The sequence below is a fragment of the Pseudomonas nicosulfuronedens genome (assembly GCF_005877905.1).
GTDB classification, from domain to species: Bacteria; Pseudomonadota; Gammaproteobacteria; order Pseudomonadales; family Pseudomonadaceae; genus Pseudomonas; species Pseudomonas nicosulfuronedens.
Window position 1 is genome coordinate 57,968 of sequence record NZ_SWDV01000040.1, and the last position, 17,016, is coordinate 74,983.

A 17,016-nucleotide genomic window follows, 5' to 3' on the forward strand; every position below is an offset into this window, starting at 1 on the left:
GAGCCCATTCGGGCTCCCGCACTCAATCAAGTGTAAAGGTCAGAGCCCGCCTTGGCGGCACTCCAACAACAACCTCACCTGCGTCCCCTTGGGAACGCGGTGCGCAGTGTGTCAAAGCTTGTCGGACGAATCCGTACGCCTTTGGTGAAGGTTTGCAAAGGAATGTAAGTGCCGCGTGACTGGTGAGCCACGTTCTGGCGCGGCAGAATGCTCCCATGACCGCCCTCCCCGATTTCTGCACCCCGCTCGACGCCGACTGGCTACTGCCCATTCCACTAGCCGGCTGTGAGCTGCGCAGCACCCGCTTCGACCGCCAGCGCTTGCAGGCCGGGGACTTTGCCCTGAGCCGGGTCGAGGCGCCGGCCAACATCCAGCGCTCCGTCGCCAAGCGCCAGGCCGAGTACCTCGCCGGGCGAATCTGCGCCCGCGCGGCGTTGCTGGCTGCAGGCTCGGCGGCCTGGGTACCGGGAACGGATGAGGAACGCGCGCCGGTCTGGCCGGTGGGCTTCTGCGGCTCGATCACCCACGGCGACGGCTGGGCGGCGGCCATCGTCGCGCACGACAGCTACTGGCGCGGGCTCGGCCTGGACGTGGAGAACCGCCTGGAAACCGCACGAGCGGAACGGCTGGCCCCAGAAATCCTCACGCCGGATGAACTGGCACGCCTCGATCCGCAGCAGACGGCGCTGCAGGTCACCCTCACCTTTTCCCTCAAGGAGAGCCTATTCAAGGCACTCTTCCCGCTGGTACGCAAGCGCTTCTATTTCGAACACGCCGAGCTGCTGAGCTGGTCTGCCGGTGGCCATGCGCGCCTGCGCCTGCTCACCGATCTGTCGGAGGAATGGCACCACGGCAAGGAGATCGATGGGCAATTCAGCCTGTTCGATGAACGCCTGCTGAGCCTGGTGGCCATTCCTTCGTCAAAAGCAGCGATCTGACCGCTTCGACTGACAGACACATCTGAAAGTCTTGACTTAAAAGTCAGAATTTGGCGTCATGCACGCCGTCCAGACGTCCCCATACCTCCTTTGATCCTCTGATTTTGCCTTCGGAGGAATCGTCAGCAGGTCTGTCGGTATATAGAATTATATACAGCCAAACGGCAACGTCTGGTTCTTGGGGTCCCCACAAAAAGAAATGACCATCGGAGCAAACGTAATGACCAGAAACACCCTGGCGCTCGCCATTGCGGCCAGCTCGCTCGGCCTCATCGCGCAATCGGCACACGCCGGCGGCTTCATCGAAGACAGCAAGGCCAGCCTGACCCTGCGCAACTTCTACATCAACACCGACAACCGCAACGGGCCCGCCTCGCCCAGCAAGCAGGAAGAATGGGGCCAGGGCTTCATGCTCAATTACTCCTCCGGCTTCACCCAAGGCACCGTGGGCTTCGGCGTCGACGCCCTGGGCCTGCTCGGTGTGCGCCTGGATGGCGGCGGCAAGTCCGGCAAGGCCGGCATTGATCGTCAACCCGGCACCATCTTCCCGCTGGAAAGCGATGGCAGCGCTGTCGACGAATTCAGCAGCCTCGGCATGACCGCCAAGGCGAAGATCTCCAAGACCGAATTCCGCTACGGCACCCTGCAGCCCAAGCTGCCGGTGGTGGTCTACAACGACGCCCGCCTGCTGCCAATGACCTACGAAGGTGGCCAGGTCACCTCCACCGACATCGACAACCTGACCCTGACCGGCGGCCAGCTGACCCACACCAAGGGCCGCAACTCCACCGACTGGCGCAGCATGTCCATCGCCGGCGCCAACGGCAGCTCTGCCAGCTCCCGCGACAGCAACAAGTTCTACTTCGCCGGCGGCGACTACAAGGCGACCAAGAACCTGACCCTGTCGTACTACTACGGCGAGCTGGACAACTTCTACAAGCAGAACTACCTCGGCCTCGTCCACAACTGGGCCATCGGACCAGGCACGCTGAAATCGGACATCCGCGTCTTCATCAGCGACTCCGACGGCAAGAACGGCAGCGCCTCCGGCCGCGCCGACGGCTACGTCAGCAGTGGCTACTACGGCGGCAACAGCCTCAAGGGCGAGGTCGACAACAACGTCTACAGCGGCATGTTCACCTACGCCCTGGGCGGCCACAGCATCGGCGCCGGCTACCAGACGATGACCGGTGACAGCGACTTCCCCTACCTCAACCGTGGCGACGGCGAAGGCACCAGCACCTACCTGATCTCCGACGCCCAACTGCTGAAGTTCAACCGTGCCGGTGAGCGCACCTGGATCGGCCGCTATGCCTACGACTTCGCCGACCTCGGCGTACCGGGCCTGACCTTCAGCGTGCTCTACCTGAACGCCGACAACATCGACACCAAGCAAGGCGACAAGGGCGAGTGGGAACGCGATATCGCCCTGGGCTACGTGGTACCCGAAGGCACCTTCAAGGGCCTGGGCCTGGCCTGGAAGAACGCCACCATGCGCAGCGGCCTGCCGGCAGCCACCACTCCGGGCGTGCCCAGCCAGCGCGACCAGGACGAGAACCGCCTGATCGTCAGCTACACCATCCCGCTGCTGTAAGGCGCAGGGTGAATCGAAGAAGGGCGGCCAGTGGCCGCCCTTTTTCTTGCTCGTCATACCGCCCCAAAGCTGCATCTCGCCTGGCACTTGTAGGATGGGTGGAGCGCAGCGATACCCATGCCGTCGGTGCGTTGGAGCGATGGGTATCGCTGCGCTCCACGCCATCCTACGAAAGCCGATACGCGCTGAGCCTACGCCAGCAACGCCACCGACTTGATCTGCGCCCAGACGGCTTGCCCGGTGTGCAGCCCGAGCTGGTCGTGGGAGTAGCGGGTAATCCGCGCCAGCAAGGGCGTACCGGCTACCTCCAGCTTCACCAGCAGGTGGGCCGGGTTATCGGTCGAAACGATCTCGAGCACGGTCGCCGGCAGTACGTTGAGGATGCTGCTGTGCGCCGCCGGCTCCAGGCTCAGGCTGACGTCCCGCGCCTGCACCTTGATACGCAACGCCCTGCCCTTGTCCATCGGTGCATGGGCCAGCCGAATGCGCTGCTCGCAGTGCGGCAGCGCCAGGGTAAGCAGACCGTAGTCGGCGTTGTGCTCCAGCACCCGGCCGTCGATGACGACACCGGCGTCTTCCAGGTGGGAGATGGGCAGATCGGTACGCGCCAGGGTTTCCACTACCGGGCCGCTGGCAACGGCCCTGCCCTGGTCCAATAGCACCAGATGGTCAGCCAGGCGCGCCACTTCGTCAGGCGAGTGACTGACGTAGAGAATCGGGATATCCAGCTCGTCGTGCAGACGCTCCAGGTAAGGCAGGATTTCCGCCTTGCGCTTGAGGTCCAGCGCCGCCAGCGGCTCGTCCATCAGCAGCAGGCGCGGGCTGGTCAGCAGAGCGCGGGCCATGCCGACGCGCTGGCGCTCGCCACCGGAAAGGTGCCCCGGCATGCGCTCCAGCAGATGGCCGATGCCCAGCAGTTCGGTGGCCTGCTTCAGGTCCACGCGGTGCTGGTCTCGCGGCACGCGCTTCATGCCGTAGGTGAGGTTGCGTTTCACCGACAGGTGCTCAAACAGGTTAGCGTCCTGGAACACATAGCCCAGCGCACGCTTGTGCGGGGGCAGGAACACACCCGTGGCGCTGTCCTCCCAGACCTCGCCATTCACCACCAGCCGGCCGACGGGCGCACGCTCCAGGCCTGCCACACAGCGCAGGCAGGTAGTCTTGCCGGAGCCGGAGTGGCCGAACAGCGCAGTCACGCCCTTGCCCGGCAATTGCAGGTCGATGTCCAGGCTGAAGCCCGAGTAGGCGATCTGGAAGCGGGCCTCGATGGCGCGCGCGGAAAGCTCTTGCGGCATGCCCACCTCAGGCCCAGGCCGAACGGCTGCGGCGGCTCGCGTAGAGCGCCAGCAGAACGAAGAAGGAGAAGATCACCATGCCTCCGGCCAGCCAGTGCGCCTGGGCGTACTCCATGGCCTCGACGTGATCGAATATCTGCACCGACACCACGCGGGTCTTGCCCGGGATGTTGCCGCCGATCATCAGCACCACGCCGAACTCGCCCACCGTATGGGCAAAACCGAGGATGCTGGCGGTGATGAAGCCCGGCCGCGCCAGCGGCAGGACCACCGAGAAGAAGGTATCCAGAGGGCTCGCGCGCAACGTCGCGGCGGCCTCCAGCGGTTTGTTGCCGATGGCCTCGAAGGCGTTCTGCAACGGCTGCACCACGAAGGGCAGCGAATAGAACACCGAGCCCACCACGAGCCCGGCGAAGGTGAACGGCAAGCGCCCCAGGCCCAGGCTTTCGGTGGCGTGACCGATGAAACCATGGGGCCCCATGGTGATCAGCAGGTAGAAGCCGATCACCGTCGGCGGCAGCACCAGCGGCAGCGCCACCACCGCCCCCAGCGGACCTTTCAGCCAGGAGCGGGTGCGCGACAGCCACCAGGCGATCGGCGTGCCGATCAGCAGGAGGATCAGGGTGCTCAGGGCGGCCAGCTCAATGGTGAGCCGGATGGCCAGGAAATCCTCCTGCGTGAGGGGCATTGCCTGTTCCTTCAGAGAGTCAGAGTTCGTAACCGTAGGACTTGATCACCGCAGCGGCTTTCGGGCCCTTGAGGTACTCGACCAGGGCCTTGGCGGCGGCGCTGTCCTTGCCCTTGTTGAGAATCACGGCGTCCTGGCGGATCGGGTCATGCAGGTCGGCCGGGACGATCCAGGCAGAACCGCTGGTCACCTTGCCATCCTTGTAGATCTGCGACAACGCCACGAAGCCCAGCTCCGCGTTGCCGGTGGAGACGAACTGGAAGGCCTGGGTGATGTTCTGGCCTTCGACGATCTTGCCGGCCACCTTGTCCTTCAGGCCGAGCTTGTCGATCACCTGGGTCGCGGCCAGGCCGTAAGGCGCGGCTTTCGGGTTGGCGATGGACAGGTGCTTGTAGTCGTTCTTCTTCAGCACGTCGCCCTTGGCGTCGACGTAACCGTCCTTGGCCGACCACAGCGCCAGGGTGCCAATGGCGTAAGTGAAGCGCGAACCGGCGACGATTTCCTTCTCCTGCTCAAGCTTCTTCGGCGTCGTGTCGTCGGCGGCGAGGAAGACCTCGAACGGCGCGCCGTTCTTGATCTGGGTGTAGAACTGGCCGGTGGCGCCATAGGCGGCGACCAGCTTGTGCCCGGTGTCCTTCTCGAAGTCCTTGGCGATCGCCTGGATCGGCGCGGTGAAGTTGGCGGCGACGGCGACCTGCACTTCATCGGCCAGCGCCGAGTGCAGGGTGAAGCAGGAAGCGACCAGCAGGGAAAGACTTGCGAAGCGGTGTTTCATCGTGAGGCTCCAGTGGGTTGTTGTTTTAACACTTCGATTGGCGCGGGCTGGGCTATACACTCAGTTCAGCCCCGTGACACGTCCGGCCAGTGATTGGCCATACAAGCAATTCAGGAGAGTCAGTTCATGAAGGTCAGTGCACGCAACGTCTTCAAGGGCAGCGTCAAGCAGCTGCGTAACGGTGCGGTCAATGCCGAAGTCGTGGTCGCCCTGCCCGGCGGCAGCGAGCTGGTGGCGATCGTCACCGAGGAAAGCGTGAAGAGCCTGGGCCTGGCCCAGGGCAAGGACGTCATCGCGCTGGTCAAGGCGCCCTGGGTCATGCTGATGACCGAGGCCGAGGACATCCGCCTGTCCGCGCGCAACTGCCTGAGCGGCACGGTGAAATCCGTCACCGATGGCGCGGTGAACGCCGAAGTGGTGCTGGGCCTGTCCGGTGGCACCGAGGTGGTCGCGGTAGTCACCCGCGACGCGGTCAGCGAGCTGGGCCTGGCGCCCGGCGTAAAAGCGACTGCAGTGATCAAAGCGTCCCATGTGATCCTCGGTGTTCCTGCCTGAAACCCTGCGCGGGCCTGTCGCTGACAGGCCCCACTGCCCCGCCTTCCAGCGCTCGTTATAGCAAAAATTACATAACGATACCGGTGACTCTGCAATACCTCTTAGGAGAGCTGTTTCACTGGAGGAAGATGCAGAGCGACCCGGTGGGCGCCATCAGCTCGTGACGGCACCGCAGCATTCTGCATTTTTTGACTTCAAGGTCAAATATCGTCTTCGACCTTGGGCGCCTGCCGGCGCGGCCACATCAGCGTGAAGCACGCCCCGCCGAGCACTTCGCTTTTCGCGATCTGCGCGCGACCGCCGTGCCAGTGAATGATCCGCCGTACGATGGAAAGCCCCAGCCCGTGCCCGCCGGTAACCCGCGCGCGACTGTCGTCGGCCCGGAAGAACGGCTGGAACAGTCGATGCCACTGCGCCTCCGGCACGCCGGGGCCATCGTCTTCCACGTCCACCTGGCAGCGATCCACGCTCACTCGGTAACTCACCCGTACCCGCCCCTCGGCATAGCGCAGCGCGTTGGTCATCAGGTTCTGCAGCGCACGGTGCAGATAGCGCGGCTCGGCCTCGATCCAGCTGCCCTGGTCGAACGGCACCAGCGAGCCCGGCTCGCAGGTAACGGTGATTTCCCGGCGCAGCGGGGCGATCTCCGCCACCACCTGCTCCACCAGCGTTCCCAGTTCGATGCGCTGGTAGCTCAGCGCCGGCGAGCCCTGCTCCAGCCGCGCATAGGTGAGCATCTCGTCCACCAGTTGGTCGAGATCCTGGATGTCGCCATCCATGCCTTCCATGTACTTGCGCCGCGCCTTGTCGGTCTCCGCGGACTCGATCATTTCCAGCCCGAAGCGCAGCCGCGCCACCGGCGTGCGCAGCTCGTGGGATACCGCGCGGACCAGCTCGCGCTGTACCGTCAGCAATAAATGCAGTTGCTCGGCCATGTGGTTGAAGGCCCCGGCAAGGCGTCCCACCGAGTCCGCGCCACGCACTTCCACTCGGGTATCCAGGCTGCCGCGGGCAATGCGCGTGGCGGCGGATTCGAGGCCGCGCAGGCGCTGCTCCAGGCCGCTGATCAACAGGTAGAGCGTCAGGCCGATCAAGGTCAGCGCCACCACCACGATGATCGTCAGCAACTGCGGCGGATAAGGGTTCATCTGGTAGATCGGCCCCAGCTCCAGCACCCAGGGTGTGTCGAGGATGCCCGAAAGCACGCGGATGGAATCGCCGCCCTTGCCCAGCGCCATCACCGTATCGCCCTCCTCCACCCGGCGGCTCTGGTCGTCGTCGAGGTCGACCTCCTTCAGGCGCAGCAGGTGCACCTCGAAGCCGAAGCGCTTGTCGCGGACGATGCGTGCCAGATGATAGGGCTGCTCGCTGGCCGGGTAGCGCTTGAGTTCGTCCATCAGCAAATAGATGGTGGCGCGCGCCAGCTGCTCGCTGACCTGCTCCACCTCGCCGGTGAGGATCAGCCCTTCCGCCGCACTCACCTGGGTCATCACCTTCACTTCGTGGGGCGCGCCGGCCTGCACCAGCACCTGGTCGTTCATCAGCCGCGCCCGGCTGCGTCCTTCCATGCCCAACGCATCCAGGCTGGTGAGCTTGAGCGGAATACCCAGCAGGCGACTCCACTGGCTCAGCGCACGCTTGCGATCCACTTCGCTCATGGGCAGCAGCTCGTCCGCCATCAAGCGGAAGGTGCCGCGCGCCAGGTCCTCGCGGTAACGCTCGCCGCGAACGTCGTTGACCAGGTGCAGGGTCAGCACTGCCAGCGCGGCAACCGCCACCAGGGTCAGCAGCATGCCGCCGTAGATACGCAGGAAGATGGATTTCATGGCCGGGACTCTGCCGCCGGGTTGAGCAGCCCGTAGTAATCCAGGCTAAGGAACACGCCGTCCTTCACCTCGCACTCGCGGCGCCGGCCTTCCAGCGTGAACCCCTGGCGCAGCAACAAACGGCCGCTGGCAAGGTTCTCCGACTCCACCTCGGCCTCGATGCGGTGCACGTTCATGTCGCGGAAGGCGTGGCGGAAGATCAGCGGCAGGCATTCTCCCATCACGCCCTGCCCCCGATGCTCGGGCAGCAGCCAGTAACCCAGCTCCAGACGACGGTGCTCGTGCTGCCAGTTGTTGAAGCCGCAGCCGCCGATAATGTCCTCGGGCGCCTCCGGCCGGCAGATCGCCCACCAGATTCCGCTGCTCTCCCTACGGATGCGCTCGAACCACTCCATTTGCTCGCGGGTGGCTTCCAGTGTCGCGTAGGAGACGCCGTAGTAGCGGATCACCTCGGGATGCGACAGCGCGCGAAATACCGCCGCCTGGTCGGCATCGGTGAAGGCGCGCAGGCGGAAGCGCTCGCCGTGCAGCGCGGGGAACGGTGGCACGGCGCTCACGACTCAGAGCTCCCCGACGAACAGGTAGCCCTTGCTGCGCACCGTCTTGATCAGGCGCGGGTGCATCGGGTCGTCGCCGATCTTCGGGCGGATGCGCGAGATGCGCACGTCGATGGAGCGGTCCTGGCCGTCGTACTCGATGCCGCGCAGGGAGTTGAAGATTTCCTCACGGGAGAGGATGCGCCCGGCGTTGGCCGCCAACAGCCAGAGCAGATCGAACTCGGCGCTGGTCAGCTCGATGGTCTGCTCGTCCAGCCAGGCCTCGCGCATGGCATTGTCGATCACCAGCTTGCCGAAGGTCAGACGCTTGCCCGCCACTGCCGGCGCGGCTTCGGCCGGCTCGCTGCGGCGCAGCAGGGCGCGAATGCGCGCCAGCAGCACGCGCGGGCGCACCGGCTTGCACACGTAGTCGTCGGCGCCCATCTCCAGGCCCTGGACCTGGTCCATGTCGTCGGTGCGTGCGGTGAGCATCAGGATCGGCCCGTCGTACTCCGGGCGCAGGCGCTTGCAGATGGACAGCCCATCCTCCCCCGGCAGCATCAGGTCGAGCACCACCAGGTCCGGCCGCTCGGCCAGCACCCGCTCCACCGCCTTGCCGCCGTGGGACTCGATGGACACCGCCAGGCCGTTGCTCTCCAGGTAATCCTGGGTCAACTCGGCCAGTCGCTGGTCGTCCTCGACGATGAGAATGCGCGCTTCTTGTTCCACCTTGCCTCCTGATGCGCCATGAGCGAGCGCGGGCCTGCTTACTATAGAGAGCTACCAGAGCGAGCCCGCAAAAGCGGCCGGCATTGTAGCCAGATTGCCCGCGCTGCGGCACGCCACCGGCGTAAGCAGGCATTGCGCGAAAAGGTCAAGGGCTGCTGCGACAGAAACACTACATATTGTGGTAGTGTTCCTCCCCGCGCAGCGCCTCTGACATGTGTGAAAAATCTCTCACCAACCACGACGAACGGTGAAAGGCAGTCAGCATCAGGGATTGCGCGAGTTACCCCGCTTCACCCACATTCCATGCACATTTTATCCACAGCTTTTCCCCTTCTCCCCGCCTTGCAAACACCCCCATAGCGCATTATCTTGTATCCCCGTTGCGGTATACCCCTACATCTTGGGGTTGCCACCACGAGCCGGACACAAGAAGAAAGTCGAAATTCCGAGCCTGTTCCACGGCTCCTCCGGTTCCACCACAACGTATTCCAGACGTACTGATGTGCCACGCGGCCCAGCCCGCAAGGAGCGATTCATGTCGATGGAAATGCGGTACGGGTGTTGCAACGTAACGTTCAACACCACTAGGTATTGTGGTCCCGGCCCGTAAAGCCGGCACCCGAGTTGGGCCAGGGAGGCGCTTCGGGTCATTCCCCCTGTTCCAGAAGAATTCCAGCCCGCGGCTGCAATCGCGGGCGACTGCTCTTTTTTGCTCTTTATTTGCGCTCTTTGCTTTTGCCCCTTGTCTTCGAGAGCGGCGCCCCTGGCGTCGGCAACAACCCCATTACGAGAACGTGGAGAAAACCACCCCATGCAAATCGACACCACTCGCGAGAACCCGCAGGCCAACGCGCCGCAAGCCGCCGAATCCGCCCAGGATCTGGCCGCCACTGCGCCCGGCCAGCTGCGCGTGATCAAGCGCAACGGCACCGTAGTTCCCTACACCGATGACAAGATCACCGTAGCCATCACCAAGGCGTTCCTCGCCGTGGAAGGCGGCACCGCCGCCGCCTCGTCGCGCATCCATGAGACCGTGCGCCGCCTGACCGAACAGGTCACCGCGACCTTCAAGCGCCGCATGCCCTCCGGTGGCACCATCCACATCGAAGAGATCCAGGACCAGGTCGAACTGTCCCTGATGCGCGCCGGCGAGCAGAAAGTCGCCCGCGACTACGTGATCTACCGCGAAGCCCGCGCCAACGAGCGCAAGACCGCCGGCGTGGCCAGCGACATCGCCCAGCCGCACCCGAGCATCCGCATCACCAAGGCCGACGGCAGCACCCAGCCGCTGGACATGGGCCGCCTGCAGACCATCATCCGCGAAGCCTGCGAAGGCCTGGCCGAAGTCGATGGCGCGCTGATCGAACGCGAGACCCTGAAGAACCTGTACGACGGCGTCGCCGAGAAGGACGTCAACACCGCCCTGGTGATGACCGCCCGTACCCTGGTCGAGCGCGAGCCGAACTACTCCTACGTCACCGCCCGCCTGCTGATGGACACCCTGCGCGCCGAAGCGCTGGGCTTCCTGGGCGTGGCCGACAGCGCCACTCACCACGAGATGGCCGACCTGTACGCCAAGGCCCTGGCCGCCTACGTCGAGAAAGGCTCCGAGTTCGAACTGATCGACAGCAAGCTCAAAGGCTACGACCTGGCCAAGCTGGGCGCCGCGATCAACCACGAGCGCGACCAGCAGTTCACCTACCTCGGCCTGCAGACCCTGTACGACCGCTACTTCATCCACAAGGACGGCATCCGTTTCGAACTGCCGCAGGTCTTCTTCATGCGCGTGGCCATGGGCCTGGCCATCGAAGAGAAGGACCGTGAAGCTCGCGCCATCGAGTTCTACAACCTGCTCTCCTCGTTCGACTACATGTCGTCGACCCCGACCCTGTTCAACGCCGGCACCCTGCGTCCGCAGCTGTCGTCCTGCTACCTGACCACCGTGCCGGACGACCTGTCGGGCATCTACAACGCGATCCACGACAACGCCATGCTGTCGAAATTCGCCGGTGGCCTGGGCAACGACTGGACCCCGGTGCGCGCGCTGGGCTCCTACATCAAGGGCACCAACGGCAAGTCCCAGGGCGTGGTTCCGTTCCTGAAAGTGGTGAACGACACCGCCGTCGCCGTAAACCAGGGCGGCAAGCGCAAGGGCGCCGTCTGCGCGTACCTGGAAACCTGGCACCTGGACATCGAGGAATTCCTCGAGCTGCGCAAGAACACCGGTGACGACCGTCGCCGTACCCACGACATGAACACCGCGAACTGGATTCCCGACCTGTTCATGAAGCGCGTCTTCGACGACGGCAAGTGGACCCTGTTCTCCCCGTCCGAAGTGCCTGACCTGCACGATCTGACCGGCAAGGCCTTCGAAGAGCGCTACGAGTATTACGAAGCCCTGACCGAGTACAACAAGATCAAGGTGTTCAAGGTCGTCCAGGCCAAGGACCTGTGGCGCAAGATGCTCTCCATGCTCTTCGAGACCGGCCACCCGTGGCTGACCTTCAAGGACCCGTGCAACCTGCGCAGCCCGCAGCAGCATGTGGGCGTGGTCCACAGCTCGAACCTGTGCACCGAGATCACCCTGAACACCAACAAGGACGAGATCGCGGTCTGCAACCTGGGCTCGATCAACCTGGTCAACCACATCGTCGACGGCAAGCTGGACACCGCCAAGCTCGAGAAGACCGTGAAGACTGCCGTTCGCATGCTCGATAACGTTATCGACATCAACTACTACTCGGTCCCGCAGGCTCGCAACTCGAACCTAAAGCACCGCCCGGTCGGCCTGGGCATCATGGGCTTCCAGGATGCGCTGTACCTGCAGCACATCGCCTACGGTTCCGACGCCGCCATCGAGTTCGCCGACAAGTCCATGGAAGCGGTGAGCTACTTCGCCATCCAGGCTTCCTGTGACCTGGCCGACGAGCGTGGCTCCTACGAGACCTTCGACGGCTCCCTGTGGTCCAAGGGCATCCTGCCGCTGGACTCGCAGCAGATCCTCATCGAAGCCCGTGGCCAGAAGTACATCGACGTCGACCTCACCGAATCCCTCGACTGGGCTCCGGTCCGTGCCCGCGTACAGAAAGGCATTCGTAACTCGAACATCATGGCCATCGCGCCGACCGCGACCATCGCCAACATCACCGGCGTATCGCAGTCCATCGAGCCGACCTACCAGAACCTGTACGTGAAATCGAACCTCTCCGGCGAGTTCACCGTGATCAACCCCTACCTGGTTCGCGACCTGAAAGCACGCGGCCTGTGGGACCCGGTCATGGTCAACGACCTGAAGTACTACGACGGCTCCGTGCAGCAGATCGAGCGCATCCCGCAAGACCTGAAAGACCTGTACGCCACCGCCTTCGAAGTCGAGACCAAGTGGATCGTCGACGCCGCCAGCCGCCGTCAGAAGTGGATCGATCAGGCCCAGTCCCTGAACCTCTACATCGCCGGCGCCTCGGGCAAGAAACTGGACGTGACCTACCGCATGGCGTGGTTCCGTGGTCTGAAGACCACCTACTACCTCCGTGCCCTGGCCGCCACCAGCACCGAGAAGTCCACCATCAACACCGGCAAGCTCAACGCCGTGTCCGCCGGGGGCAACGATGGCCTGCAAGCCGCAGCCGCCGAGCCGCAACCGGCTCCGGTTCCGCAAGCCTGCAGCATCGACAACCCCGACTGCGAAGCTTGCCAGTAAGGGTGTAGGCGCCGCCCAAGGGCGGCGCTTGCTCCGCTACGGCAGACCGCACGGACTGTCCCCTCTCCCTTCAGGGAGAGGGCTAGGGAGAGGGACTCTTCAAGGCCCCCACCCTCGCAGAACAACAGCCTCCTCCGTCGTGAACGGAAGACGCACAAGCTCTTAGCGTGCACACCACGCCATCAGACATCAGGCCGCCACAGAGCAGCCCACAGAACCAGGAGAGGAAGCCCATGCTGAGCTGGGACGAATTCGACAAAGAAGACGCCACCGAAGCCAAGGCCGCCCCGGCCGTCGCCCAGGCCGCTGCGCAGAACGCTGACAAACTCGACGCCGATGCCGCTGGCTCCGTCGAAGAAGCACGCGCCGTATCCGCCGACGACTCCGACGCCGTCGCCCGCGCCAAGCAGGCCCTCGACGCCCTGGACATCCAGGAAGGCCTGGACGATCTGGAAGGCTCCGCCGCCCGCGTTCAAGTCGGCGACAAGCAGATGATCAACGCCCGCGCCGACCTCAACCAGCTCGTACCCTTCAAGTACGACTGGGCCTGGCAGAAGTATCTGGATGGTTGCGCCAACCACTGGATGCCCCAGGAAGTGAACATGAACGCCGACATTGCCCTGTGGAAGAGCAAGGACGGCCTCAGCGAAGACGAGCGCCGCATCGTCATGCGCAACCTCGGTTTCTTCTCCACCGCCGACTCCCTGGTGGCCAACAACCTGGTGCTGGCCGTGTACCGCCTGATCACCAACCCCGAGTGCCGCCAGTACATCCTGCGCCAGGCCTTCGAGGAAGCGATCCACACCCACGCCTACCAGTACTGCATCGAGTCGCTGGGCATGGATGAAGGCGAAATCTTCAACATGTACCACGAGATTCCTTCGGTCGCGAAGAAAGCCTCCTGGGGCCTGAAGTACACCCGCTCGATCTCCGATCCGAAGTTCGAAACCGGCACCCCGGAGACCGACCGCCAGTTCCTACGCAACCTGATCGCCTACTACTGCGTCCTGGAAGGCATCTTCTTCTACTGCGGCTTCACCCAGATCCTCTCCATGGGCCGCCGCAACAAGATGACCGGCACCGCCGAGCAGTTCCAGTACATCCTGCGCGACGAATCCATGCACCTGAACTTCGGCATCGACGTGATCAACCAGATCAAGATCGAGAACCCGCACCTGTGGGATGCCCAGATGAAGGACGAGGCCACCCAGATGATCCTCCAGGGCACCCAGCTGGAGATCGAATACGCACGCGACACCATGCCGCGCGGCGTACTGGGCATGAACGCGGCGATGATGGAGGACTACCTCAAGTTCATCGCCAACCGCCGCCTGACCCAGATCGGCCTCAAAGAGGAATACCCGGGCACCAGCAACCCGTTCCCGTGGATGAGCGAAATCATGGACCTGAAGAAGGAAAAGAACTTCTTCGAGACCCGCGTGATCGAGTACCAGACCGGCGGCGCGCTGAGCTGGGACTGACGGAAGTAGTAGCACCACCGCAAGTCAAGACCATTAGAAACGCTGATACTCAAGATGGAATTTTGGGGCAGTGATTAGAAAGACGAAAAGCCCCGCCTAGTGCGGGGCTTTTTGTTTTAGGCCAGCATGTAGGCCAGACATCCATCTGCTCTGAAACGCCTACGCCGCAGCTGAAGTTTGCGTAGGGCGAATAACGCCCCGCGCTATCCGCCGATTCCCCAAGGTACCCTCCAAACTCCAACCGAGCCCGGAGAGGTCTATGCCGAACTATCGACGCACCTGGGTACGAGGCGGCACCTACTTCTTCACCGTCACACTACGCAACCGCCGCTCCGATCTATTGGTCCGCGAAATCAAATTGCTGCGCCGAGTCATCGCCCAAACCAAACGCAACCACCCTTTCCAAATCGACGCCTGGGTTGTGCTGCCCGAACACATGCATTGTCTGTGGACGCTACCACTGGGTGACGCTGATTTCGCCACGCGCTGGAAAGTCATCAAATCCGGCTTCGCTCGACGTATTCCGCACGGAGAGTCACGGAGCATCGAGCAACAGATGCGTGGACAACGCGGTATTTGGCAACCGCGCTACTGGGAACATCTGATCCGTGATGAAACGGACTACCAGCGGCACTTCGACTACATCCACATCAATCCGGTGAAACACGGTTGGGTGAGGGCTGTGAAAGACTGGCCGTACTCCACCTTCCACCGGGCAGTGGCGGAAGGCATCTACGCCGACGATTGGGCGGGCGATTTGTCGTTGGATGTGCGAGCGGCGGAGCGGCGGTGAGCACCGGAGCCCGTGCTCTGGTAGGGCGAATAACGCGAAGCGTTATCCGCCGGATGCAGGTTGGTAACTCGCCGTATGTCTCAAGCTTTGGCACGGCGGTGGGAAAATCGGCGGATAACTGCTTCGCAGTTATGCGCCCTACGATTGACCGGGCTCCATACTGCCAATAGCGTTGCGGCCAGCGCCTAAGAAACGCTTCACATAGCGGCAATACTGCTCCCGAAAGCAGCGGTGTACCCATTGAGGAAATGGATATGCCCGTCCCTCTTTGCCTTCGCCCCGAAGGCGCTTCGCGGTACCCGCCCGCTTCGCCCTCCTTCCCGGAGGTGCGCCATGTCTGAAGAGGTCCTGATCCCCACCGAATTCATCCGCCACAAGCGCCTGCTGCGCGCCGTGCTGCTGGAGAACCAGTGCTGGTTCTGCGCCCATGACCTGGGCCGGCTGATCGGTTCGCCCTATCTGGCCGAGCGCGTGGAGCGCAACCTGGACGACGACCAGTTCCGCCGCGCCTGGATGCACGATGGCAGCGGCGATTACGTCGATAAGCTGCTGATCAGCGAATCAGCGGTTTATGCGGCGTTGATTCACTACTTCCATCCGGAGAATCGCAGCGTGCGGCAGTGGTTGTCGCAGCAGGTGATTCCGACGTTGCGCGATCAGCATCGCAGTGATCGGGGAGAGCCAAGGCGGGAGATGCTGCGCGGGCCGACGGAGTCGTTGTCGGTGTTGAAGTGGCAAGGGGTGGTGTGGGTGCCGTATCGGCAGTGGCCGGAGTTGAGTGCCCGGCTGGAGGGTGGCGCGTAGGATGGTGTGGAGCGGAGCGATACCCATCGCTCTGCTCGCTCCTTCACTGCGGTGGTCTCACGTGGGAGCGGACTTTGTCCGCGGTGTTCTTGCCTGTGGTCAGGTGTTCAGCGCCGCTTCGGCGTGCGCGCGGGCTTTTTGTTTCGCCCCCTCGGGCGAGTTCCTTTTGGCAAACGCCCCAAAAGGAACCAAAAGGTCTCGCCCCTCCATCCGGCTTTTCGCTTCGCGAAAAGTACCCTCGGTTCTTCGGAGTTCCAGGGGCCCGCGTTGACGGGGCAGTTCGGAGTGCGCGGATATTTTTCTGGAATACTCACAAAAGCCAAAGCGAGAACCGGAGCCGGCAACTTTGTAGGAGCGAGCTTGCTCGCGAACCGCACTCTGCCGCCGCCCGGCAATGGCTTTTGTACGGTGGGTCGGGCGGCGCTCCGCGAGACTGCGATGGCCATGCTCTCGGTGCGTGGGCATTGATGGGTATCGCTGCGCTCCACGCCATCCTACGTTCTTGCTCCGCCGTGATTTCGAGGTGGATGGAGGCTCTGGGGACAGACGAGATTCGATCTTGCGGAGAGCGCCACGACACAGCTTTGGTTTTGGTTTTGGTTTTGGCTTGATAAGTCTTCCAGAAAAACACCCGCGCACTCCGAACTGCCCCGTTCAGGAGGCCTCGTTGAATTGGAGTTTCAGGGGTTGAGCGGCAGGGATGCCGCGAGAGCCGCGATGGGCCAGGGATGGCCCTTCGTGGGGGGGACGCCTAGTTCGGGCCCCTGAAACTTCAATTCAACGAGGGAATTTTTCGCCTAAGCGAAAAACCGGATGTCCGGGGCAAGACCTTTGCCCACTTTGGGTGGGGCGGCCATCCGTCGTTTGCCAAAGTGGGTCGCCCGAGGGGGCGAAACAAGAAGTCAACGCGCATGCCAGCGCGACGCGGGAAACCAAGGTGCGAGGCAGGCACATCGCGGACGGAGTCCGCTCCTACGAACAGGCGCCGTGCCACAGCGGTTCGCGAGCAAGAACTAGGCGTCCCCCTCGCTCCTACAAAAGCAAAAAAGCGGAGCCTCTCAGGAGGCTCCGCTTTTCATTGCATCGGGAGAATTACTTGCCGGCAGTCAGCGCGTTGTAGCTGGTCATCAGGTTGCGGTAATCCGGAATGTGGTTGGAGCACAGCGCCGCCAAGCCTTCGATATCGTTGCGCCAGTCGCGGTGCAGCTCACAGGCCACGCCGAACCAGGTCATCAGCTGCGCACCGGCCGCTTCCATCCGACGCCAGGCGGCGTCACGGGTCATCTCGTTGAAGGTGCCGGA

The 17,016-nt window shown here is 63.4% G+C and carries 13 protein-coding genes and 1 pseudogene; 7 read left to right on the top strand and 7 right to left on the bottom strand.

Features of this window, described 5'->3' with window-relative positions; translation table 11 throughout:
• Positions 1-215: 215 nt before the first annotated feature.
• Positions 216-938, top strand: a complete 723-nt coding sequence (locus FAS41_RS25210; protein WP_138526083.1) for a 4'-phosphopantetheinyl transferase family protein — start codon at positions 216-218, stop codon at positions 936-938.
• A gap of 220 nt (positions 939-1,158) precedes the next feature.
• Positions 1,159-2,532, top strand: a complete 1,374-nt coding sequence (locus tag FAS41_RS25215) for an OprD family porin (RefSeq protein WP_138526084.1) — start codon at positions 1,159-1,161, stop codon at positions 2,530-2,532.
• A 191-nt stretch (positions 2,533-2,723) separates the two neighbouring features.
• On the opposite strand, the gene modC is transcribed toward FAS41_RS25215, so the two are convergent.
• From modC to modA, 3 genes are read right to left on the bottom strand one after another with little or no spacing between them, the layout of a single operon-like run.
• Positions 2,724-3,827 carry a molybdenum ABC transporter ATP-binding protein gene (gene modC / locus FAS41_RS25220; protein ID WP_138526085.1) on the bottom strand — a complete coding sequence of 368 codons (1,104 nt, stop codon included), beginning with the start codon at positions 3,825-3,827 and terminating at the stop codon, positions 2,724-2,726.
• 7 nt (positions 3,828-3,834) lie between these two features.
• Positions 3,835-4,515, bottom strand: coding sequence for a molybdate ABC transporter permease subunit (modB, locus tag FAS41_RS25225; RefSeq protein ID WP_138526086.1), 681 nt, complete (start codon positions 4,513-4,515; stop codon positions 3,835-3,837).
• Positions 4,516-4,534: 19 nt separating this feature from the next.
• A complete protein-coding gene (modA, locus tag FAS41_RS25230) occupies positions 4,535-5,290 on the bottom strand; it encodes a molybdate ABC transporter substrate-binding protein (RefSeq protein WP_138526087.1) in 756 nt (251 codons plus the stop codon).
• Between the two features lie 126 nt (positions 5,291-5,416).
• Between modA and FAS41_RS25235 the strand changes: the two genes are divergently transcribed.
• A complete protein-coding gene (locus FAS41_RS25235) occupies positions 5,417-5,845 on the top strand; it encodes a TOBE domain-containing protein (RefSeq protein ID WP_138526088.1) in 429 nt (142 codons plus the stop codon).
• Between the two features lie 200 nt (positions 5,846-6,045).
• Here the strand turns inward: FAS41_RS25235 and FAS41_RS25240 are convergent, their stop codons facing one another.
• From FAS41_RS25240 to FAS41_RS25250, 3 genes are read right to left on the bottom strand one after another with little or no spacing between them, the layout of a single operon-like run.
• On the bottom strand, positions 6,046-7,671 hold the full coding sequence (locus tag FAS41_RS25240; protein WP_218939126.1) for an ATP-binding protein: 1,626 nt from the start codon (positions 7,669-7,671) through the stop codon (positions 6,046-6,048).
• Positions 7,668-8,228: a GNAT family N-acetyltransferase gene (locus FAS41_RS25245; RefSeq protein ID WP_138526089.1), complete on the bottom strand. Its 561-nt coding sequence runs from the start codon at positions 8,226-8,228 to the stop codon at positions 7,668-7,670. Before FAS41_RS25245 ends, FAS41_RS25240 begins: the two co-directional genes overlap by 4 nt.
• A gap of 3 nt (positions 8,229-8,231) precedes the next feature.
• Positions 8,232-8,936, bottom strand: coding sequence for a response regulator (locus FAS41_RS25250; protein ID WP_138526090.1), 705 nt, complete (start codon positions 8,934-8,936; stop codon positions 8,232-8,234).
• 811 nt (positions 8,937-9,747) lie between these two features.
• Between FAS41_RS25250 and FAS41_RS25255 the strand changes: the two genes are divergently transcribed.
• The 4 genes from FAS41_RS25255 (at position 9,748) to FAS41_RS25270 (ending at position 15,714) form a co-directional block, all read left to right on the top strand.
• Entirely contained in the window at positions 9,748-12,636 is a 2,889-nt protein-coding gene (locus FAS41_RS25255; protein WP_138526091.1) for a ribonucleoside-diphosphate reductase subunit alpha, read from the top strand.
• A gap of 233 nt (positions 12,637-12,869) precedes the next feature.
• Positions 12,870-14,117 (top strand): ribonucleotide-diphosphate reductase subunit beta, encoded by a 1,248-nt coding sequence (locus FAS41_RS25260; protein WP_081518061.1) that lies wholly within the window; start codon positions 12,870-12,872, stop codon positions 14,115-14,117.
• Positions 14,118-14,376: 259 nt separating this feature from the next.
• A complete protein-coding gene (locus tag FAS41_RS25265) occupies positions 14,377-14,910 on the top strand; it encodes an REP-associated tyrosine transposase (protein ID WP_138526092.1) in 534 nt (177 codons plus the stop codon).
• 333 nt (positions 14,911-15,243) lie between these two features.
• Positions 15,244-15,714 (top strand): BRO-N domain-containing protein, encoded by a 471-nt coding sequence (locus tag FAS41_RS25270; protein WP_138526093.1) that lies wholly within the window; start codon positions 15,244-15,246, stop codon positions 15,712-15,714.
• A 1,092-nt stretch (positions 15,715-16,806) separates the two neighbouring features.
• Here the strand turns inward: FAS41_RS25270 and FAS41_RS25275 are convergent.
• Positions 16,807-17,016: pseudogene (locus FAS41_RS25275) on the bottom strand (hydrolase); the annotation flags it as partial.

Coding starts and splice junctions, on each gene's coding strand:
- FAS41_RS25210 (WP_138526083.1), top strand. CDS start 216: ATGACCGCCCTCCCCGATTTCTGCACCCCGCTCGACGCCGACTGGCTA.
- FAS41_RS25215 (WP_138526084.1), top strand. CDS start 1,159: ATGACCAGAAACACCCTGGCGCTCGCCATTGCGGCCAGCTCGCTCGGC.
- modC (WP_138526085.1), bottom strand. CDS start 3,827: ATGCCGCAAGAGCTTTCCGCGCGCGCCATCGAGGCCCGCTTCCAGATC.
- modB (WP_138526086.1), bottom strand. CDS start 4,515: ATGCCCCTCACGCAGGAGGATTTCCTGGCCATCCGGCTCACCATTGAG.
- modA (WP_138526087.1), bottom strand. CDS start 5,290: ATGAAACACCGCTTCGCAAGTCTTTCCCTGCTGGTCGCTTCCTGCTTC.
- FAS41_RS25235 (WP_138526088.1), top strand. CDS start 5,417: ATGAAGGTCAGTGCACGCAACGTCTTCAAGGGCAGCGTCAAGCAGCTG.
- FAS41_RS25240 (WP_218939126.1), bottom strand. CDS start 7,671: ATGAAATCCATCTTCCTGCGTATCTACGGCGGCATGCTGCTGACCCTG.
- FAS41_RS25255 (WP_138526091.1), top strand. CDS start 9,748: ATGCAAATCGACACCACTCGCGAGAACCCGCAGGCCAACGCGCCGCAA.
- FAS41_RS25260 (WP_081518061.1), top strand. CDS start 12,870: ATGCTGAGCTGGGACGAATTCGACAAAGAAGACGCCACCGAAGCCAAG.
- FAS41_RS25265 (WP_138526092.1), top strand. CDS start 14,377: ATGCCGAACTATCGACGCACCTGGGTACGAGGCGGCACCTACTTCTTC.
- FAS41_RS25270 (WP_138526093.1), top strand. CDS start 15,244: ATGTCTGAAGAGGTCCTGATCCCCACCGAATTCATCCGCCACAAGCGC.